We start from the raw sequence: 19,373 nt of genomic DNA, 5'->3' as shown, positions 1-19,373 counted from the left end.
CAGCTCGTATGTTGACATCACGAAGGGAAACTCAGTTCGAAACGTCGCTACGGACACCAGCAGAGCGGAGTTCGAGCGAAATCTGGCGCAAGGGGGTTGGGAGCGCAACGTATCGGCGGACGGGAAAGCGACGTTTTTCGTGAGAGGAGGGGACAAATACGGGATCCGGGACAACAACTCGAGCGGGCTGGAGGGTCCAACGGCTGAGTTCACCCCGGCCGGCTCCGGGCCCAAGGCGTCTCTCAAAATTCGACTTGAGCCGGACAACTAAATCCAAGGTGTCTTTAGGAAGGGCCAGCGGTGAACGAATCTAATGACGAGGCGGCAGTTCTCGCCATCATGACGGAGGCAGCAATCAGGGTTCAGCAGTCAGGGGGCGAGCGCGTATACGACATTGCGTTGGAGGAAGGCGGGCGCCTCACTGAGTACTTTCGCGCACCCCACGGCGGCGGCGCGTATGTGCTGTGGATGAATGTGAGCGACCTTTATGACAGCCCTAACGGCCCGCAATCCGAGGAGTTGTGCGAGCGAACGGGGAGGCAGGTCGCGTCGGAGTGGCTGGCAACGAATCAAGATGCTAGAGAGCAGGTCGACAACTTCTTTGTTCGGTGGTCGCGCTTTCCTCCGGAGCCATTGCCAGCAAAGTGGGGTCTGTAGAGGGCGAGGTGCTGGTTGCTTCGGTGGTCGGGCCGGCTGACGCAGCTAACGCGGCTTCCGGAAGTCGCCTCAGCGCCCAGCTGGCTGGGGAGGAAATCGCGAGCGGCCATGCCTATACAAGGCAGGTTGTCGAAGGAGAATTCCCAGGGGTAGGTTGCCAATCTGAATTCTGGAGAATCGTCGAGTCGACAATCATCAACGGGGAGCGACCTGGCGTGTCGTTGGTCAGAATGGCGACATGGGGGGAGTAATCAGATGAAGTCTCAGTTGGACCGCGCGACACGGGGGGAGTAATCAGATGAAGTCTCAGTTGGACCGCGCGACACGGCTCCTTGAGGCGCTGGAGCGGCTGTCCGATTCGTCGCGCGAACAGCGTCGATGGCTTAGGCAGCTCGGAGATGTCTCCGTCGATGAGATTGCGCTCGATTTCGACGCCGTCTTCGGTCCGGCAACGATGGACTTTCACATCTACCCCAGTGATTTACGGGCTCAATTACAAGCAATAGATGATTTGTTGAACAGCATGAGCGTGCAAGGTAACCGCAGCCTGTGGACGGTTTCTTCGCTCATCCTGGCGCCAGAATGGAAGCGCATTAGGAGAGAGGCGTCTAGGGCGGTCGACAGCCTTGGGCCGCTCCTTCAGTCGTGGTCCAAGGCGAATTAGGACACGGCGGTCGGCCGCGCCCCAGGGATTGGAACTCATTCAAGGGCAGAGTAATGGAGCGGGACACCGCGGCGGGTCTGCAATCGATATCCGAATGACAGACGGCCAGCGGTTTCGGATTCATGTGGAGCAGAAATAGTGGAAGCAACTGATTTCAGGCTGAATCTACTAGTTGGCGGTTTGGATGACTGGGCAGACGCTGGCTGGGTGATGCAGACGGTGAGTCCGTCTGGCCTTACCGGTTCATCGCTTCGGCGGCTTGCCATTGGGCTTATCGCGGAGATGGTCGTCACGGGTTTGATCGCCCCTGGTGACATCGTCGACGGCGTGCACGTTCCGTGGGGTCGAGGATTACCTTCGTCAAGCGCCGTCCGTTCCAGCGTCACCAGCATTCGATGTGTTTGCTGACCCCTCGGTCTTGGAGGACTGGTCGGTCATGGAGCTCCGACATATCGCCCACGCGCGGGTAGTCGGCGTGATTCTGCGGTCGAGCCGGCCGAAGTTGAGTCCGAACATGGCGCTAGTGGTCGTGGGTCGGGTGAAGACAATCACATGGGAGATGGATCGCAACTGGGAACCTTGGACTGAACAGCTGGTAGATGAGCTTCGTCTGTCGTTTGGACCCGTTGACCTCGAGCTGACGTTTTCAATGCAGACCGACAACCCGCTGTCCATCGTCGACGGTGCGGCACGCATCCTCTTCGGAGACTCCGCGCGTTATGCGACCGCGGGGCCGCCGCTGCTTTTCGTTGAAGAGAATGATTCAGAACTATGGAGAAGCCAATTCTCGTGGAAAGACGACTTCGATCCGATCTTCAGGTACGACGTCGTTGCACCTGTCCATCCGACGTCTAGACCGGCTGGCCTGTGAGGGGCGACGGTTGTCTGGGATCCCGATCAAGGGATGAGCGGCTTTGGGATCTAAGGAGGTCCTTCGATGACATCCGAAATCACCTTCGAGGTTCAGGATGGCGCACTGATCATCGGTGTGCCGGGGACGTCGAAGCGTGTCATCCGGCCGGACGGCATGATCGTAATTGAAGCCGACCCTGTGGGAGACGGAACGGGTGCGTTCGTATTGCTTGAGCCTCCGAAGGCTACCGGGCGTACATCAAATCTTGTGCGGGTCGATTCGGATGGCTTGGTGATCTGGCGTGCTCAGCTTCCTGAGGGGGAACCAACTGACTCGTTCGTAGAGTTCGGGGAGTCTAGTGGCGATGTTCTGGCGTCGACCTGGAGTGGACGGCATCTTGTTATCGATGCGGCCAGTGGACAAGTGCTGCGGGATCGATTCACGAAGTAGCTCTGAGCAATGCGTCAGCAGTTTCACGAGCCGGAACCAAGTGGCGATTGAGACACATTGGCATCAAAGTCGTTCGACAGGTATGCGAGTCGAACAGAAGACGAAAATGGAGAATGTCCCGTGGAAATGAGGGGGGAGCGGCCCCACACCGTCCGTTCAGCAAGAAGACTCTTTGCCTTGTCACAGGTTGGGTTGCTGCGGTCGCCGAAGGAGATTATCGATTGGGCCGCCTCAGAATTGGCCAATGGGGAAGATGACGTCGCTCTCATCGAAATTGCGAGCTTATTTTCTGAGGACGCGGGCGAAGCCCTCCCACGTTTGCGCGATTTCCTAGTAGCGCGTCAAGCCGTTCCTACCTCGAGCGAGGTTTGGAGTCTCGGTGTCGACGGTCTGCTGCGCAACACCGCCGCCGGGGTTGAGACCCCTACCCAGGGGGCTCGCCGAATCATGGCGATCGATTACCCAGAAAGAGGCGCCACTGCCGAAGCTCATTTCTTCCCTGGATTGATTTCGGAGTGGGACGACTCTCCTGAATTCAGGGAGGACTATGACAGGCGAATAGTCACCCTGGCGAGAAAGCTCCTTCGTGAGCGTAGGAGGACCGAATGATCGTTTTGTCAGGGCGTGCCAGGCTCCACGCCCAGAAGACCTTCACGGTCGCGCAGGCCCAAACAGTAAGGAATTCGATGGAGTGGCAAGCCTAGCCCGAAGCAGGCTACTCATACTTCGAGCGCACGCTGAAAGCATCGTCAACGGCGCCGAAGGCGGCGGGGAAGTCGAAGGAGAAGCAATCTCCGGCGCCTGCCCCACCGGGCGCGAGTGAATTTGGCAGCCCGCGCTGCCGCGCCCACCCACCCCTCAGAACACGTACTCCAGCAGATCCAGCCCCACCGCACGCATCCCCTCGATGACCGCCAGCCGCTCGGGCAGGCTCGTGTCGTCGAAGTACGTCGACACCGCGTAGGTCACGCCGGCGCGCGGGCCGCGGAGGACGCCGACCTCGCTGCGGACGCCGTCGTCGGTGCCCGTCTTGTTGACGAGGAGCATGCCGTGCTCCGGGTGGCGGTGGGAGTGGGGGTCGAGGCCGAAGGCGCTCGAGACGAGGGAGAAGTCGCTGTTCAGCGACAACCACGAGATCACGCGCTGGCTGGTCGCCGGGTTGACGATCTCGCCGCGGGCGAGTGCCGAGAAGAGCCAGGTCAGCTCGTTGGCGCTGCCGACGGAGAGCTGCGGCGCGTCGTCCGGGCCGCGGTGGTCGCGCACCAGGTCGAGGAGCGCGGTGCGGGTGAGGCCGAGGGACTCGGTGCGCGCGCTCACGGCCTCCAAACCGACGCGACGGAGGAGCACGTTTGTGGCGAGGTTGTCGCTGGTCGCGCCGACGAGCGCTGCCAGGTCGGCGACGGGGAGCGACGGCACGTGCAGGTGCTGCCAGATGCCGGACTCGCCGGCGATGTCGCGCGGGTCGCGGTCCAGGTGCGCGAGCGGACTGAGCTGGCCGGACTGGAGGCGCGCCGCGACCTCCACCAGCAGGAGCACCTTGCCGATGCTCGCGGTCGGCATGACGATGTGGTCGTCGACCGAGAAGAGGACCGCCCCGGTGGCGAGGTCGGTCGCCCGCGCCGACACCTGCACGCCGGCGACGGCCAGGCTGCCGAGGGCGTCGAAGCCGCGACTGAAGTTCTCCGTCGACCCCGGCGAGCGATGCCGCCCGCTGCGCGCGTTCGCCTGCCGTGCCCGGCGGGCGGACTCTTGGGCTTGGATCGTCACGGTGTCGCTGGGTCTTTCTTCCGAGTCGGTACTGACGGGAACGCGGTGCGGAGCCCGCCCCCGGCCCCGCCGTCGTCGCCACGGCCGGGCCGCAGAGACGACAGGGACGATGTTACCCCGTGATCGGGGGACACGCCCGGCGGGTTCCGGAGACGGCGAAAGGGCTCACCAGATGGTGACGCGCTCCGCCGGGTCGAGCCACAATCCATCGCCCTCGGCGACGCCGAAGGTCTCGTAGAAGGCGTCGATGTTGCGGACGATCTGGTTGCAGCGGAACTCGTTGGGTGCGTGCGGGTCGATGGCGAGGAGGCGGATGACCTCCTCATCGCGTCCCTTCTGCTGCCAGGCCTGCGCCCACGACAGGAAGAAGCGCTCGGCGCCGCTCAGACCGTCGATCACGGGCGGCTCCTGGCCGTCGAGCGACAGCAGGTAGGCCTTCCACGCGATGCCCAGGCCGCCCAGGTCGCCGATGTTCTCTCCGATGGTCAGCGCGCCGTTCACGTGGTGCTCCGGCACCTGCGCGGGAGCGAGCGCGTTGTACTGCTCGATCAGGCTCGCGGTGAGCTTCTCGAACGCGGCCCGGTCGGCCTCCGTCCACCAGTCCTCGAGGCGCCCGTCGCCGTCGAACTTGGAGCCCTGGTCGTCGAAGCCGTGCCCGATCTCGTGGCCGATCACCGCGCCGATCGCGCCGTAGTTCGCCGCGGCATCCCGCTCGGCGTCGAAGAACGGGAACTGCAGGATGGCTGCAGGGAACACGATCTCGTTGAAGCCGGGGTTGTAGTACGCGTTGATGGTCTGCGGGGTCATGAACCACTCGTCGCGGTCGATCGGCTTGCCGATCTTGCCGAGCTCCCGGTTGAACTCGAAGAGGGCGGCCGCTCGGACGTTGCCGACGAGGTCCGTCGGATCGATCTCCAGGTTCGCGTAGTCGCGCCACTTCACCGGGTAGCCGATCTTCGGCGTGAACTTCTCCAGCTTCTCGATGGCCCGCTGACGGGTCTTCTCGCCCATCCAATCGAGGGTCCGGATGCTCTGCCGGTACGCCTCGATCAGGTTGGCGACCAGCGCATCCATCTGCTCCTTGGCGGCCGGCGGGAAGTGCTCCTTGACGTAGATGCGGCCGACGGCCTCGCCCATGGCGCCCTCGACGAGCGAGACACCGCGCTTCCAGCGGACGCGCATCTGGGGCGTCCCCGTCAGGGTGCGGCCGTAGAAGTCGAAGTTGGCGTCCACGAAGTCGCCGGAGAGGTACGGAGCGGCGCCGTGGATGACCTGCCACGCCAGCCAGTCGCGCCACGACTCGAGGCGGTCCTCGGTGAGCAGCCCGGCAAGCCCGGCGGTGAACGACGGCTGCCGCAGGACGACCTCGGCGAGGGCCTCCTGCGGTGCGCCGAGCGCGTGCGCCCAGACGTCGAGGTCGGCACCGTGCCCGGAGGGGGCGCCGCCGTCGAAGACGGCCTTGGCGTCGGCCCAGTCGTACAGGTTGTAGGTCTTCTCCGAGTCGCGGGAGGCGACGTTGTCCCAGTGCTGCGCCGCGATCGCGGTCTCCAGGTCGAACACGCGCTGCGCGCGGGTCGCCGCGTCGTCCAGGCCGGCGAGCTCGAGCATCCGCTGGATGTGCGCGACGAAGGCCTCGCGGACGGGAGCGAACCGCTCCTCGCGGAAGTACGACTCGTCGGGGAGGGAGATGCCCGCCTGCTCGAGGAAGACGAGGTAGCGCTCAGGATCGCCCGGGTCGTTGTCGACGAAGAGCTGGTAGAAGCCGCCCAGCCCGCGGCGCTCCAGCTTGCCGACGGTCTCGAGCAGGCTCGGGATGCTGTCGACGCCGGACGCGAACGTCAGCTCGTCGCGGATCGCCTCCACGCCGAGTGCGTCGACCCGCTCCTCGTCCATGAAGCTCGTGAAGAGGTCGCCGAACCTGCGCTCCTCCGTGCCCTCCTCGGCGTGCTGCGCGCGCTCGACGATCTCGTGCACCGCCGCCTCGGACTCCTCGGCGAGGATCATGAACGAGCCCCAGCGCGCCTTGTCGGCGGGGATCTCGGTGCGGTCGAGCCACTTGCCGTTGACGTGCCGGAACAGGTCGTCCTGCGGGCGGGTGGCGGGGTCGAGTTCGTCGGTGCGGATGTCGGAGTCGAGCGTCATGCGCCCAGCCTACGGGTCAGGCCGTCGCGCGGGCCAGCGACGACAGGCGCAGGTACGACACGGCGAAGAGCGCGGCGAGGAAGAGTTCGGCGAGGATGGACACGGTGCCCGAGAGGCCGCCGAATCCGGCGAACGAGAAGCCGATGTTGATGACGGCCAGGAGTCCGTAGACGGCCGCGAGGATGCCGCTGAGCAGGGGCCGGTTCGTCATCCGCCACCAGGGCCGCGCTGCCTGAACGGGTTCGCCAGGACCGCGGAACAGCCGGCTCACCAGGTACCACGCGATCACCTGCAGCACCGTGAGGACGACGGATCCGGCCTCCGAGTGCAGCGCGTCGAAGAGCAGCGCCAGCAGCGCGCTGGCAGCGACGAGCACAGCGATGACGGCGGCCTTACGACCCGGGGTGGTGAAACGCATGCTGATCCTTCTGGTGCTCGGATTCAGCATCCCAGCCCGGCACAGCAGGGGCGCTGAGGCTCGCCGTGTGGCCCGGATGGGGAGAAGAGCGCGCACAGCCTCGCTTCGTAAGCTGGCGCGGTGACCATCGCCCCGACCCACCAGCAGCCCGGCCGGCACCCGCAGAACGGCTGGACCGCGCAGAGCGCCTCGACACCACCGGCCGGCTGGTACGGCGACCCGTACGATGCGCGCTTCCTGCGCTGGTGGAGCGGCCTGGACTGGACCGCCTACATCTACCCGCTGCAGGTCGTCCAGCCGGCACTCCGGCCCCGCCGCCCGCGCAAGTGGATCGGCCGATTCGGCGGGTGGATCATCGCCGGCTCCAGCGCCTTCATCTGGCTGTGGCTGATCGGGTTCAGCCTGCTCATCGCAGCGATCGCGCCCCACGCAGGCGACGACGGTCCCGCGGTGCTCTCGCCGTACCTGCTGGTGACCGGTGCCGCGACGGTGGCTGCAGCGATCCTGTACACGATGGCCTATCGGCTCCGCCCGGATGACGGGCTCACCGCCTCCCGTCTGGTGATCATCGCGGGCGTCGGAGGCCTCGCCGCAACGCTGGTGGCCGGTCCGGTGAACAGCCTCATCGATGTGCTGGGCGGAGGCACGGCGTCGCACCCGAGCGGCCTCGCGCTCGTGCTGGCCGGCCCGGTCGAGGAACTCCTCAAGGCGTCCGCCGCTGTGCTGCTGGCGCTCAAGCTCCCGGTCAAGAGCGCGCGCATCGGTCTCTTCGTCGGGGGAGCGGTCGGCCTCGGCTTCAGTGTCATCGAGAACCTCAGCTACCTCCAGGAGGCCTTCGTCCGCGGACAGGAGTCCGGCGCCGGGTTCGGGATGTTCCTCGCGACGACGGTGGGCCGCGAGCTCACCGGTCCCTTCCTGCACCCGGTCTTCTCGGCGCTGCTGGGAGCGGCGGTGTTCGCGGCGGCGCGCGGCGGACGGTTCCGGTTGACGCTGAGCGTGGTGCTGGCCTATCTCGGTGTCGCCTCGGCGCACGCGCTGTTCAACGGCGCCACCTGGCTCGCGCAGACCCTTCCGTGGCCGCGGGCGGCCGCCGGGGGAGTGCTGCTGCTCTTCGAGCTGGTCTTCGTCGTCGGAAGCGGCCTCGCCTGGCTCCTGATCGCACGCCGGATCGGGCGAGTGGATGCTCAGCGCGCGGCGATGAACGCGTCCCCTGCCGTATAAGCGATCGGCAGGAGTCCGGCTCAGATCTCGCGGAGGCGCTCCGCCAGGTAGCGGTCGAGTCCTTCGAGCGGGATGCGCTCCTGCTGCATCGTGTCGCGGTCGCGGACGGTCACGGCGTCGTCCTCGAGGGAGTCGAAGTCGACGGTCACCGCGAGCGGCGTGCCGATCTCATCCTGTCGGCGGTAGCGACGGCCGATGGCGCCGGAGTCGTCGAAGTCGACGTTGAGGCGCTTGCGCAGCCGGTCGGCGAGCCCGCGGGCCAGCGGCGAGAGGGCCTCGTTGCGCGAGAGCGGGAGAACCGCGACCTTGACGGGCGCGAGACGCGGGTCGAGGTGCAACACGGTCCGCTTATCGGTGCCGCCCTTGGCGTTCGGCACCTGCTCCTCGTCGTACGCGTCGACCAGGAACGCCATCAGCGCGCGGGTGAGACCGAACGACGGCTCGATCACGAACGGCACGTAGCGCTCGTTCTTGTTCTGGTCGAAGTAGCTCAGATCTTTGCCCGAGTGTTCGATGTGGGTCTTCAGGTCGAAGTCGGTGCGGTTGGCGACACCCATGAGCTCGCCCCACTCGCTGCCGACGAAGTCGAATTTGTACTCGATGTCGATGGTGCGCTTGGAGTAGTGGGCCAGGGAGTCTTTCGGGTGCTCGAACCGGCGGATGTGCTCCGGCTTGATGCCCAGATCGGTGAACCAGTCCCAGGCGAGGTCGATCCAGGTCTCGAACCACTCCTCGTCGGTGCCCGGCTCGACGAAGAACTCGATCTCCATCTGCTCGAACTCGCGGGTGCGGAAGATGAAGTTGCCGGGCGTGATCTCGTTCCGGAACGCCTTGCCGATCTGGCCGATGCCGAACGGCGGTTTCTTGCGCGAGGTCTGCAGCACGGACGCGAAGTCGGTGAAGATGCCCTGCGCCGTCTCAGGGCGCATGTAATGCAGACCGGATTCGTCGTCGACGACGCCGAGGAAGGTCTTCATCAGGCCCGAGAACTGGCGGATCGGCGTCCACTGGCCGACCTTGTCCGGGTGGTCGGGGTCGGCGATGTCGTCCAGCCCGTTCGCCGGCGGGTGGCCGTGCTCAGCCTCGTACGCCTCGAAGAGGTGGTCGGCGCGGTAGCGCTTGTGGGTGATCAGTGACTCGGTGAGCGGGTCGCTGAACACCTGGACGTGACCGGACGCCTCCCACACCGGGGTGGGCAGGATGATGGCCGAATCGAGACCGACCATGTCGCCACGGCCGCGCACGAAGGAGTTCCACCACTCGCGCTTGATGTTCTCTTTCAGCTCCACGCCGAGGGGGCCGTAGTCCCACGCCGAGCGCGTTCCGCCGTAGATCTCGCCCGAGGGGAACACGAACCCGCGGTGCTGCGCCAGCGTGATGACGGAATCCAGTCTCGACGGTGCGGCCATGGTGCTCCCTGGTGCGATGCGGGTGTGTGGGACCCGTCCATCCTACTGAGGATGCGCGCGGCGCCGTCGCGCAGGTCAGTCGCGGGCGCGGAACTCCTGCTCCAGGATGCCGTACACGAGGGTGTCGGACCACTCGCCCCGGAAGATCTCCGTCTCGCGCAGCAGTGCCTCCTGCCGCATCCCGAGCTGCTCGCACAGCCGGGCCGAGGCGTCGTTCCGCGCATCCAGCTGGGCGAAGACGCGGTGTCCGCCCAGCGTGCCGAAGCAGAGCTCGAGCACGCGCTGCGTCGCCTCCGTGGCGTAGCCGCGGCCGTGCACCGCCGGGTGGAAGACCCAGCCCATCTCGAACTTGCCCCAGTTCGCGTTCTTCAGGAACAGGCTGATGTGGCCGATCACGCGTCCGGGTCCGCCGTCCGGATCCGCCAGCTCGACCGCGAAGACGATGCCGTCACCGTTCTCGGCGAGACGGTTCATCGCGATGCGCTTGCGCAGGTGCTCGGCCGACTCGTCGTGGTCGTGCACCTCCCAGTAGAGGTAGCGGACGACGTCCTTCAGCTTCTCGTACGAGTGCCCGTCCTCCAGGTCGCCCGTGTTGAGGGGTCGCAGCAGCAGCCGCTCGGTGCGCAGCTGCTCCGCCGCATAGGGCAGGCCGGTCACGCCGTGGGGCGGGATGGTGGTCGTCGTGGCTTCGTCGCTCACGGTCGCTCCTTCTACGGTCGGGTCAGGATGCCGCGGACTCGTCGTCCACGGCGGACAGCAGGGGCCGGGCTGGTCGCGCGGCTTCGGCGTCGGCATCCACGCCGAACAGGGCCGCGGCGCCGTCGATGAACGCCTGCGCGTCGCCCTGGCGGGCCAGTTCGCGGGCACGGACCGACGGGGTGTGCAGCAGGACGCCGGCGAGGTGGCGCAGGGCCGCCTCGGTCTGCTCGCTGTCGCCGCCCCGGCTGCGCACGCGCTCGATCTCCGCATCCAGGACGTCGAACACGTGCTTGCGGACGGCGACGAGGGCCGGGGTGACCGCCTGCTCGGCGGTGCGGGCGCGGTACTCGGCAGCGGCGGCATCCACGATGCTGCGGGCGTCGTCGGCTGCGTGCAGCTCGGTGAGCGGAGCGTGCAGGCTGATGGTCTCGAGGTCGAGCAGCTCGACGCCGCGGAGTTCGGCGACAGCAGGGTCGACGTTGCGCGGCAGGCCCAGGTCGACGACCAGTCGTCGCTCGAGGGCCTGGGGAAGCGCGAGCGCCTCGGCGAGCAGCGGCCGGGTGAGCACGTAGTCCGTGACGGCCGAGCAGGTCACGACGAGGTCGCTCTCGGCGAGCGCATCCAGAAGCCCGTCTGCGGCGACGGGCGCGATGTCGTGGGAGCGCGCGAACTTGGGGGCGCGACCGGAGGGGGAGTAGACGCGGACATCGGTGACGCCGCGGTCGCGCAGCGCCGCGAGGCTGGCCCCTGCGTACTTGCCGGTGCCGACGAGGAGGACGCGGGTCTGCGCCCAGTCGCTGACCCGGCTCTCGGCGAGATCGAGTGCAAGGCGGACCATCGAGCGGCCGGCGGACATGATGCCCGTCTGGTTCTTGACGCCCCGGGAGGTGCGCGAGGCGACCTGGAACAGGCGCTCCAGCTCGCTGGTGACGGATTCGGCTGCACGGGCGGATTCGAGCGCGCGGCGCACCTGGCCGGCGATCTCGCCCTCGCCGACGACGACCGACTCGAGCCCGCTCGTCACCGCGAACAGGTGCTCGGCGACCGCATGATCGGTGTACACCGCGGTCGCCCCACGCAGGGTCTCCGGGTCGATTCCGGAGGCGCCGCTCACGGCATCCAGGACCGCTTCGGCCGAGACCGCGCGTGCGGCGGGCAGGGGCTCGTCGATGTCGAGGTAGGCCTCGAAGCGGTTGCAGGTCGCGAGCACGACCGCGCCCGAGACGATGTCGCTGTGCTCCGAGAGTGCGGCGGTGATGGCCGGAGCGCGACGCTCGAGCCGTTCCAGGAGGTCGAAGTCAGCCGTACGGTGACTCGACGAGAAGCACAGAAGCACGGACGAAAGCCTACGCTCGCGCTCGACCAACCTCGAATCGGCGCTCAGCTTGCGATCAGGGGGACGCGCGCCGGGGTTTCGCGCCCCCCGGCCCAGGCGCTTGTCAGCCGGGGCACTGGCAGAATCGTCAGGTGACCACCCTCGCACCCGAACATCCCCTCGCCTCCGGGCGCACCTCCGCAAGCCCGCTCGTCCGGGCCTACCAGGGAGAGCGGCAGGAGGTGACGCCGGTCTGGTTCATGCGCCAGGCGGGCCGTTCGCTCCCCGAGTACCGCGAACTGCGGGTGGGCACCCGGATGCTCGACGCCTGCCTCGACCCGGCGATGGCGAGCGAGATCACGCTGCAGCCGGTGCGCCGGCACGGGGTGGATGCGGGCATCTTCTTCAGCGACATCGTGGTGCCCCTCAAGCTGGCCGGTGTGGATGTCGAGATCGTCCCCGGCAAGGGGCCGGTCTTCGCGCAGCCCGTCCGCACCGCTGCGGACGTCGACCGGCTCACCGCCGTCGATCCCGCATCGCTGGGCGATGAGGTGTTCGCCCCGATCCAGGAGGCTGTGCGCCTGACCATCGCCGAACTGGACGGCACGCCGCTGATCGGTTTTGCGGGAGCGCCGTTCACCCTGGCCGCCTACCTCGTGGAGGGCGGCCCGTCGAAGGACCACATCCGCGCGCGGACCCTGATGCACGCGGATCCGGAGGCCTGGGCCCGCCTGATGGCCTGGACCGCCGACATCTCGGGTGCCTTCCTCCGCGCGCAGGTGCTCGCCGGTGCGAGTGCCGCACAGCTGTTCGACTCGTGGGCGGGATCGCTGTCGCTGCACGACTACGTCACGCACGTCGCCCCCGCGTCGGCCCGGGCGCTGTCCCACGTCCGCGATGTCGTCTACGAGCTGCCCGCGCCGGCCCCGGTCGACGGCGAGGAACCTCCGATCGACGCGGTCGTCCGCAACGTGCCGCTGGTGCACTTCGGCGTGGGGACCGGTGAGCTGCTCAAGGCGATGCACGAGGCCGGAGCCGACGCGGTCGGCGTCGACTACCGCATCCCCCTCGACGAGGCGAGCCGCCGGCTGGGTCACGTCGTCCCGGTGCAGGGCAACGTCGACCCCGCGATGCTGGATGCGCCGTGGCCCGTGCTCGAAGCGCACGTGCTCGATGTGCTCGACCGGGGGCGGGAGGCTCCCGCCCACGTCCTCAACCTCGGCCACGGCGTGCCGCCCGAGACCGATCCCGCCGTCCTCACCCGGCTCGTCGAGCTGGTGCACGGGTGGCGCCCGGAATGAGCGACGTCCCCCTGCTCCCCGGCGACGGACCGGAGACGACCGACGAGATCGGCGCGGAGATCCGGCACGTCGTCGAGGCGCCCCCGACGCGCATCGTCGTGATCGGCGGGGGAATGGCCGGCCTGGTGGTCGCCCGGGAGTGCGCGCGCCCGGGATTCGAGGTGCTCCTCCTCGAGGCGTCCGGACGGGTCGGCGGGAGCGTGGCCCCGCTCGCGCTCGCCGGGCTGACGCTGGACGCCGGGGCGGAGAGCTTCGCGACACGGGGCGGTCAGGTCGCCGAGCTGCTCGACGACCTCGGATTCGGCGACGACGTGGTGCAGCCCAACCCATCGGGCGCCTGGGTGCGGCACGGCTCCCGGTCGGTGCCGTTGCCGAAGGCCGGGCTGCTGGGCATCCCGAGTTCACCGCTCGCGAAGGATGTGATCGCGGCGATCGGCGCTGCCGGTGCCTTCCGCGCCTACCTCGACCGCCTCATCCCGGTCCTGAAGATCGGCCAGGAGCGCCGGCTGGGCACGCTCGTCCGCAAGCGGATGGGACGGAAGGTTCTCGAGCTCCTCGTCGCACCCGTCGCGACGGGCGTGTACTCGGCGTCGCCCGACGATTTGGATGTGGAGGTCGTGGCTCCCGGGCTCAACGCCGCACTCACGCGGTTGGGCTCGCTGTCCGGAGCGGTCGGCGAACTGCGCGCATCGGCCACGGCCGGAAGCGCCGTCGGCGGCATCCGGGGAGGGATGTGGCGACTGCCGGAGGCGCTCGCCGCGGACATCGAGGCGCGCGGCGGAGAAGTGCGGACCGATGCGCGTGCGGTCTCGGTCGAGCGCTGGAGCGCGGAGGCGGCGGGCGAGGCGGACGGCGACGACGGCGCCGACGACAGCGCACCAGACGCGGGGGACGCCGAGGTGGGCGACGCACTCGCAGCGGAGCCGCCGCGTCCCGGCAGGTGGATCGTGCGCACGGATGACGGCGACCGGATCGTGGCGGACGCCGTCGTGATCGCAGCGCCGGCGGACGCCTCCCTGGCGCTGCTCGCGCCGCTGGACTCCGCACTCGCCGATCTGGCGTCCCTCGACTGGCCGGCTGCGTCGAGCGTCGAACTCGCGACCCTCGTGATCGAGGACGACCGGCTCGCGTCCAGCCCGGTCGGCACCGGCGTGCTGGTCGCGGATGTGCCCGGCGCCGACGTCCGCGCGAAGGCGATGACCCACTCCAGCGCGAAGTGGGCCTGGGTCGCGGAGGCCGCGGGCGCCGGGCGTCACGTCGTCCGGCTCTCCTACGGCCGGGCCGGGCGACCGGCCGAGACCATCGCGCTCAGCGACGCCGAACTGCGCGCTCAGGCGGTCGCCGACGCCTCCCGGCTGCTGAATATTCCGATCGCGGAATCCTCGGTCGCCGCATTCGCCCGGACCCCCTGGACGAACGCCCTCCCGTATGCGACAGTGGGGCAGCGGGAGCGCATCGAGCGCGTCCGCTCCGGGGTCGACGGCGTCGAGGGTCTCGAGGTGACCGGGTCCTGGCTGACCGGAACCGGCCTCGCTTCCGTCATTCCGGACGCCCGCCGCACGGCCGAGCGGGTGCGGGGTCTACGGTGGAAATCCCTGACCGACGTCCTGCGGGCGGACGGCGGGGACGAAGGACAGAAGGACTGACCGAGGGAGACGGTATGCGCGGCAAGATCCTCTTCGTCACCGGAGCGGCGGTGGGCTTCGTGCTCGGCGCCCGCGCGGGACGCGAACGCTACGAGCAGATCAAGGCGGCGGCCGCAAAGCTCTGGCAGTCGCCCGGTGTTCAGAAGCAGGTGAACGCGGCGGGGGACTTCGTGGCCGAGAAGGTGGGCGAGTTCCCGGAGACGGCGTACATCACCGTCAAGAAGCTGGTCGTGCAGGCGAACCGTCGTCGGCGCGAGTCGCGGGCACCGTATCCATCGCCCGCCGCCGAGGCTGCGATCCGCGCCGGCGAAGGCCGCAGCAACAGCGCGTCCTGACGGGGGTACTGTACGGAAGCGACGAGGGGAGATGCGATGACCCACCCGGAACGGCTCCAGAGCGCGCGGACCAAGTCCCTGGCGCAGCTGGTCTCCGACCTGCCGCAGTTGATCGTCCGTCTGCTCAAGGCCGAGCTCGCCCACCTCAAGGGCGAGTTCTCCGAGAAGGCCAAGCATGCCGGCGTCGGCATAGGGCTGCTCGTGGCGGCGGCGCTGCTCCTGTTCTACGCGCTCGGCGTCCTCATCGCCGCCGCGATCCTCGGGATCGCCGTGGCGCTTCCCGCCTGGGCTGCGGCGCTCATCGTCTTCGGCGCACTCGTCGTGATCGCGGTCGTGCTGGCGCTCATCGGTATCCGCTCGTTCAAGAAGATGGACGGCGTGGCTCCCTCGCAGACCATCGACAGCATCAAGGAAGACGCCGACGCGCTGAAGGGACTGGGCAAGTATGACAACTGACCGCAGCGACGTCGACCGGGCGCGAGCCGAACTCGCCGCCACCGTTGACGCGATCCAGTACAAGCTGAACGTGCCCCAGCGCGTGTCCGAGCGGGTGGAGCGTCTGCGCACGGAGAACCCCGCCGTCCTCGCCGGGCTCCTGGCGGGCGCGGCCGTCGCGGTGGCCGGTGCCGTGTGGGGCATCGTGAGCCTCATCCGCCGGTGAGCGGCCTCCCGTTTTTGGCCTTCCCAGGTTTCAGAGGGAGACTGTGGGTATGAGTACCCCGGCTGCCGCTCCGGCAGAGTCGTCCGCCCCCGAAACCCCCAGCGACAACCCCTCCGGCTTCACCCTGTGGGCTGTGCTGCGCCGCGATCCCGCCCGTCCCGATGACCTCGACGGCACGGATGTGCCCACGGCCGTCCAAGAGCTCGAAGGCGTGATCGCCGACATCGAGCTGCAGGGCGTGACGACCCGCGGCCTCTATGACGTCTCCGGCCTGCGTGCCGACGCCGACATCATGATCTGGCTGCACGGCCCGGAGGCCGACACGCTGCAGTGGGGTCTGCGCCAGCTGCGCCGCACCCGGCTGCTGAAGTCGCTCCTCCCCACCTGGAACGCGATGGCCGTCCACCGCGACGCCGAGTTCAACAAGGCGCACGTCCCCGGGTTCCTCCGCGGCGTCGAGCCGAAGGCGTGGCTGTGCGTGTACCCGTTCGTCCGCAGCTACGAGTGGTACCTCCTGCCCGATGACGAGCGCTCGAAGATGCTCGCGGACCACGGCCGTAAGGGAGCCGCGTTCCGCCACGTCGTCGCCAACACTGTGGCCTCCTTCGCCCTGGGCGACTACGAGTGGATCCTCCCCATGGAGGCAGACGAACTCACCGACCTCGTCGACATGATGCGCGAGCTCCGGTACACCGAGGCCCGTCGGCACGTCCGCGAGGAGGTCCCGTTCTTCACCGGCCGTCGCGTCGAGCCGGCCGAGGTCGTGGAGGTCCTCCAGTGACCGACGCGCGCACCGAGCAGCGAGTGCTGGGCGCGACTCCTGCCGCGGCGTCGGGCCCCGAGCACGTGACCGAGCCGGTCCCGTACGACGCCATCCTGCTCGCGGGGTTCGGCGGTCCCGAAGGACAGGACGACGTCATCCCGTTCCTCCGCAACGTCACGCGGGGCCGCGGCATCCCGGAGGAGCGGCTCGAGGAGGTGGCGCACCACTACCGGCACTTCGGCGGCGTCAGCCCCATCAACGACCAGAATCGCGAGCTCAAGGCCGCTCTGGAGGCGGAGCTGGCAGCCCGCGGGATCGACCTCCCCGTGCTGTGGGGCAACCGCAACTGGGACCCGTACCTGGCCGACGCACTTCGGGAGGCCGACGAGCGCGGCTTCACGAAGCTGATCGCCATCGCCACGAGTGCTTACTCCTCGTACTCGAGCTGTCGTCAGTACCGTGAGGACTTCGCGGGCGCCCTGGAGTCGACCGGCCTCGCCGGGCGCATCCAGATCGACAAGGTGCGCCAGTTCTTCGACCACCCCGGCTTCGTCGAGCCGTTCATCGAGGGCGTCAGGGCCGGCATCGAGGAGCTGCAGCAGAAGCTGCCCGGGCTCGACCCCGCGACCGAGGTGCGCATCCTGTACTCGACGCACTCCATCCCCTCGACCGACGCCGAGAAGTCGGGACCGGCCGAGCGTGGCTTCGGAGAGGGCGGAGCCTACGCGGCTCAGCACCTCGCCGTCGCCGAGGTCGTCTCGCACGCCGCGACCGGCGGAACGGTCGGCTGGGATCTGGTCTTCCAGTCGCGCTCCGGCCCCCCGTCCATGCCGTGGCTGGAGCCGGACATCAACGACCGCATCGCGGAACTGCCCGCCCTGGGCATCAAGGCCGTCGTCATCGTGCCGCTCGGTTTCGTGAGCGACCACATGGAGGTGCTCTGGGACCTCGACAACGAGGCCATGGAGACCAGTGACGAGCACGGTCTCGTGGCGGTCCGCGTGCCCACCCCGGGCACCCATGCGACCTACGTGAAGGGTCTCGTCGACCTCGTGCTGGAGCGCCGCGACGGCGTCCCGGTCGAGCAGCGTCCCGCTGTCACCTCCCTCGGTCCGTGGTACGACGTGTGCCGCCCGGGCTGCTGCGAGAACGTCCGCCTCGGCTTCAAGCCGGCCGCGGCAGGGCTGGCACCGTGACCGGAACCGTGACGAGGGTCGACGGCGCCGCGGAGCGTCGCGAGGGCGTCCTGCGCATCGGCACGCGCGGCAGCGCCCTGGCGGTCGCGCAGACGACGGCGGTCGCGCAGTCGATCGCGCGCGCCACCGGGCTGGATGTCGAACTCGTCACGGTGACCACGCACGGCGACACCTCCCGCGAGTCCCTCGCGCAGCTCGGCGGCACCGGCGTCTTCGCCACGGCACTGCGGGACGCCCTCCGCGCCGGTGAGGTGGACCTCGTCGTGCACTCGCTCAAGGACCTCCCGACGGCTCCTGCCCCCGGGCTCGTGATCGGGGCGATCCCCAAGCGGGTGGATGCGCGCGATGCGCTGTGCGCGCGCGACGGCCTGACGATCGAGACCCTGCCCGAGGGCGCTCGCGTCGGCACGGGGTCGCCTCGCCGCGTCGCACAGCTCAAGGCGCAGCGTCCCGACCTCGATGTGGTCGACCTGCGTGGGAACGTGGACACGCGACTCGGCCAGGTCTCGGACGGCGAGCTGGATGCGGTTGTCCTCGCCGCAGCCGGCCTCACCCGGCTGGGGCGCCTGGACGCGGTGACCGAGTTCTTCCCGCTCTCGCTAGCGCCGACGGCCCCCGGGCAGGGAGCCCTCGCCCTCGAGGTCCGCAGCGGCGAGGAGCGCGGACGCGGCGCGATCGCACGCGCGCTCTCCGCCGTCGATCACGTCACCAGTCATGCTGCGGTCATCGCCGAGCGCGTGGTGCTGGCCGGTCTGGAGGCCGGCTGTGCCGCCCCGATCGGGGCGACCGCGATCGTCGACGACGGCCTGCTGTTCCTCACCGCCACGGTCTATCGCCCCGACGGCTCGGAGCAGCTGACCGCATCCCACGCCGCGACCCCCGACTCGTTGAGTGCCGCACACCTCGAGGAGGCCGCACAGGATGTCGGCGCCCGTGTGGTCGCCGAGCTGCTGCAGGCGGGCGCGGCAGACCTGGCGCCGCTGGGGGGCAACCGGTGAGCACCACGGCGCCGACCCCGAAACCGCTCGCCGGCTGGCGGGTCCTCGTGCCCCGCGGTGGGCCGTGGGGCGACTCGGTCGCCGCCGATCTCCGGTCGAAGGGGGCATCGCCCGTCGTCGCCGCGATGATCAACTTCGCGCCGACGGCCGACGCTGCCGCCCTCGAGGCGGCCCTCGCCCGGCTCGCGAACGGCGACTTCGACTGGATCACCGTCACCAGCGCCACCACCGTGGACGTGCTCAGCGCCCAGCGGGCGGTCGTGCCGCCGACGACGCGCGTCGCCGCGGTGGGCGAGACGACCGCCGCCGCCCTTGCCGCGGCGGGGTACCACGTCGACCTGGTTCCGTCAGAGGACAACTCCGCTCGCGGCCTGCTCGCCGAGTGGGAGGCCGCGACCCAGGGTGCCTTCCCATTGCGTGTGCTCACCCTGCGCTCCGAGATCGCCAAGCCTCTGCTCACCGAGGGCCTGCGCCGCATCGGCCACGACGTCGAGTCGGTCGTCGCGTACCGCACGGTCGGCGTGCCGGTGCCCGAGAGTGTGGTGTCCGACGTCCGGGACGGCCACGTCCAGGCCATCCTCGTCACGAGCGGCTCGGTCGCCGAGCAGGTGCAGAAGCAGCTCGGACCCGTGCCCGAGTCGACGCTGATCGCAGCGATCGGCCCGCAGACCGCCCGCGACGCCCGCGCCTTCGGTCTGCGGGTGGATGTCGTCGCCGCCGAGCGCACCGCCGCATCCCTCATCGACGCGGTCGCCCGGATCGCGGTCTCACGAGCGCCCGCCGTCGAGGCCGACGACTACTGAGTCCGCCCAGGCTCGACGCTGGGAGGACCCTCAGCGACGCGGGCGTAGGCTGCTGTGAGTGAGTGAACTGCATCC

General features: G+C 68.8%; 20 protein-coding genes. 14 read left to right on the top strand and 6 right to left on the bottom strand.

Annotated elements, in window-relative coordinates; genetic code table 11:
• The first annotated feature begins 300 nt into the window (after positions 1 to 300).
• The 4 genes from P3F85_RS15685 (at position 301) to P3F85_RS15670 (ending at position 2,624) form a co-directional block, all read left to right on the top strand.
• Positions 301 to 657: a hypothetical protein gene (locus tag P3F85_RS15685; protein WP_374008774.1), complete on the top strand. Its 357-nt coding sequence runs from the start codon at positions 301 to 303 to the stop codon at positions 655 to 657.
• 298 nt (positions 658 to 955) lie between these two features.
• A complete protein-coding gene (locus P3F85_RS15680; RefSeq protein ID WP_374008773.1) occupies positions 956 to 1,321 on the top strand; it encodes a hypothetical protein in 366 nt (121 codons plus the stop codon).
• Positions 1,322 to 1,835: 514 nt separating this feature from the next.
• Positions 1,836 to 2,192 carry a hypothetical protein gene (locus P3F85_RS15675; protein ID WP_374008772.1) on the top strand — a complete coding sequence of 119 codons (357 nt, stop codon included), beginning with the start codon at positions 1,836 to 1,838 and terminating at the stop codon, positions 2,190 to 2,192.
• A 66-nt stretch (positions 2,193 to 2,258) separates the two neighbouring features.
• Positions 2,259 to 2,624: a hypothetical protein gene (locus P3F85_RS15670; RefSeq protein WP_374008771.1), complete on the top strand. Its 366-nt coding sequence runs from the start codon at positions 2,259 to 2,261 to the stop codon at positions 2,622 to 2,624.
• 858 nt (positions 2,625 to 3,482) lie between these two features.
• Here the strand turns inward: P3F85_RS15670 and P3F85_RS15665 are convergent.
• The 3 genes from P3F85_RS15665 to P3F85_RS15655 form a co-directional block, all read right to left on the bottom strand.
• Positions 3,483 to 4,391: a serine hydrolase gene (locus P3F85_RS15665; protein ID WP_374008770.1), complete on the bottom strand. Its 909-nt coding sequence runs from the start codon at positions 4,389 to 4,391 to the stop codon at positions 3,483 to 3,485.
• Positions 4,392 to 4,556: 165 nt separating this feature from the next.
• On the bottom strand, positions 4,557 to 6,533 hold the full coding sequence (locus P3F85_RS15660; RefSeq protein WP_374008769.1) for a M13 family metallopeptidase: 1,977 nt from the start codon (positions 6,531 to 6,533) through the stop codon (positions 4,557 to 4,559).
• Between the two features lie 16 nt (positions 6,534 to 6,549).
• Positions 6,550 to 6,951, bottom strand: coding sequence for a hypothetical protein (locus P3F85_RS15655; RefSeq protein ID WP_374008768.1), 402 nt, complete (start codon positions 6,949 to 6,951; stop codon positions 6,550 to 6,552).
• Between the two features lie 120 nt (positions 6,952 to 7,071).
• On the opposite strand from P3F85_RS15655, the gene P3F85_RS15650 reads away from it, so the two are divergent.
• A complete protein-coding gene (locus P3F85_RS15650; RefSeq protein ID WP_374008767.1) occupies positions 7,072 to 8,172 on the top strand; it encodes a PrsW family glutamic-type intramembrane protease in 1,101 nt (366 codons plus the stop codon).
• A 20-nt stretch (positions 8,173 to 8,192) separates the two neighbouring features.
• On the opposite strand, the gene P3F85_RS15645 is transcribed toward P3F85_RS15650, so the two are convergent.
• From P3F85_RS15645 to P3F85_RS15635, 3 genes are all read right to left on the bottom strand, one after another.
• Positions 8,193 to 9,581, bottom strand: coding sequence for a glycine--tRNA ligase (locus P3F85_RS15645; RefSeq protein ID WP_374008766.1), 1,389 nt, complete (start codon positions 9,579 to 9,581; stop codon positions 8,193 to 8,195).
• 75 nt (positions 9,582 to 9,656) lie between these two features.
• Positions 9,657 to 10,280: a GNAT family N-acetyltransferase gene (locus P3F85_RS15640; RefSeq protein WP_374008765.1), complete on the bottom strand. Its 624-nt coding sequence runs from the start codon at positions 10,278 to 10,280 to the stop codon at positions 9,657 to 9,659.
• Between the two features lie 22 nt (positions 10,281 to 10,302).
• Entirely contained in the window at positions 10,303 to 11,616 is a 1,314-nt protein-coding gene (locus P3F85_RS15635) for a glutamyl-tRNA reductase (protein ID WP_374008764.1), read from the bottom strand.
• 131 nt (positions 11,617 to 11,747) lie between these two features.
• Here P3F85_RS15635 and hemE point away from each other — a divergent pair, with 131 nt between their 5' ends.
• From hemE to P3F85_RS15590, 9 genes are read left to right on the top strand one after another with little or no spacing between them, the layout of a single operon-like run.
• The gene (gene hemE / locus P3F85_RS15630) at positions 11,748 to 12,896 is read left to right on the top strand and encodes a uroporphyrinogen decarboxylase (protein ID WP_374008763.1); all 1,149 of its coding nucleotides are present in this window, start codon (positions 11,748 to 11,750) and stop codon (positions 12,894 to 12,896) included.
• Entirely contained in the window at positions 12,893 to 14,542 is a 1,650-nt protein-coding gene (locus P3F85_RS15625) for an NAD(P)/FAD-dependent oxidoreductase (protein WP_374008762.1), read from the top strand. The genes hemE and P3F85_RS15625 overlap by 4 nt, the downstream gene beginning before the upstream one ends.
• A gap of 14 nt (positions 14,543 to 14,556) precedes the next feature.
• Entirely contained in the window at positions 14,557 to 14,877 is a 321-nt protein-coding gene (locus tag P3F85_RS15620; protein WP_374008761.1) for a hypothetical protein, read from the top strand.
• A 36-nt stretch (positions 14,878 to 14,913) separates the two neighbouring features.
• Complete coding sequence (locus P3F85_RS15615) at positions 14,914 to 15,333, top strand: phage holin family protein (protein ID WP_374008760.1); 420 nt, start codon at positions 14,914 to 14,916, stop codon at positions 15,331 to 15,333.
• Positions 15,323 to 15,538 (top strand): DUF3618 domain-containing protein, encoded by a 216-nt coding sequence (locus tag P3F85_RS15610; RefSeq protein ID WP_374008759.1) that lies wholly within the window; start codon positions 15,323 to 15,325, stop codon positions 15,536 to 15,538. Before P3F85_RS15615 ends, P3F85_RS15610 begins: the two co-directional genes overlap by 11 nt.
• A gap of 49 nt (positions 15,539 to 15,587) precedes the next feature.
• The gene (hemQ, locus tag P3F85_RS15605) at positions 15,588 to 16,319 is read left to right on the top strand and encodes a hydrogen peroxide-dependent heme synthase (protein WP_374008758.1); all 732 of its coding nucleotides are present in this window, start codon (positions 15,588 to 15,590) and stop codon (positions 16,317 to 16,319) included.
• Positions 16,316 to 17,497 (top strand): ferrochelatase, encoded by a 1,182-nt coding sequence (locus P3F85_RS15600; protein ID WP_374008757.1) that lies wholly within the window; start codon positions 16,316 to 16,318, stop codon positions 17,495 to 17,497. Before hemQ ends, P3F85_RS15600 begins: the two co-directional genes overlap by 4 nt.
• Positions 17,494 to 18,495, top strand: coding sequence for a hydroxymethylbilane synthase (gene hemC / locus P3F85_RS15595; protein ID WP_374008756.1), 1,002 nt, complete (start codon positions 17,494 to 17,496; stop codon positions 18,493 to 18,495). The genes P3F85_RS15600 and hemC overlap by 4 nt, the downstream gene beginning before the upstream one ends.
• Positions 18,492 to 19,298, top strand: coding sequence for a uroporphyrinogen-III synthase (locus P3F85_RS15590; protein WP_374008755.1), 807 nt, complete (start codon positions 18,492 to 18,494; stop codon positions 19,296 to 19,298). The genes hemC and P3F85_RS15590 overlap by 4 nt, the downstream gene beginning before the upstream one ends.
• Positions 19,299 to 19,373 lie beyond the last annotated feature (75 nt).

The organism is Leifsonia sp. T36S-04 (genome assembly GCF_042465655.1).
Classification (GTDB): Bacteria; Actinomycetota; Actinomycetes; order Actinomycetales; family Microbacteriaceae; genus Leifsonia.
The sequence above is the reverse complement of the archived record's forward strand: the minus strand, read 5'-3'. Positions and strand labels throughout refer to the sequence as shown.

What these genes read in the sequence shown, in the direction of transcription:
- P3F85_RS15670 (WP_374008771.1), top strand. Translation starts at nt 2,259, where the DNA reads ATGACATCCGAAATCACCTTCGAGGTTCAGGATGGCGCACTGATCATC.
- P3F85_RS15615 (WP_374008760.1), top strand. Translation starts at nt 14,914, where the DNA reads ATGACCCACCCGGAACGGCTCCAGAGCGCGCGGACCAAGTCCCTGGCG.
- P3F85_RS15655 (WP_374008768.1), bottom strand. Translation starts at nt 6,951, where the DNA reads ATGCGTTTCACCACCCCGGGTCGTAAGGCCGCCGTCATCGCTGTGCTC.
- P3F85_RS15680 (WP_374008773.1), top strand. Translation starts at nt 956, where the DNA reads ATGAAGTCTCAGTTGGACCGCGCGACACGGCTCCTTGAGGCGCTGGAG.
- P3F85_RS15675 (WP_374008772.1), top strand. Translation starts at nt 1,836, where the DNA reads ATGGCGCTAGTGGTCGTGGGTCGGGTGAAGACAATCACATGGGAGATG.
- hemQ (WP_374008758.1), top strand. Translation starts at nt 15,588, where the DNA reads ATGAGTACCCCGGCTGCCGCTCCGGCAGAGTCGTCCGCCCCCGAAACC.
- P3F85_RS15645 (WP_374008766.1), bottom strand. Translation starts at nt 9,581, where the DNA reads ATGGCCGCACCGTCGAGACTGGATTCCGTCATCACGCTGGCGCAGCAC.
- P3F85_RS15620 (WP_374008761.1), top strand. Translation starts at nt 14,557, where the DNA reads ATGCGCGGCAAGATCCTCTTCGTCACCGGAGCGGCGGTGGGCTTCGTG.
- P3F85_RS15660 (WP_374008769.1), bottom strand. Translation starts at nt 6,533, where the DNA reads ATGACGCTCGACTCCGACATCCGCACCGACGAACTCGACCCCGCCACC.
- P3F85_RS15625 (WP_374008762.1), top strand. Translation starts at nt 12,893, where the DNA reads ATGAGCGACGTCCCCCTGCTCCCCGGCGACGGACCGGAGACGACCGAC.
- P3F85_RS15610 (WP_374008759.1), top strand. Translation starts at nt 15,323, where the DNA reads ATGACAACTGACCGCAGCGACGTCGACCGGGCGCGAGCCGAACTCGCC.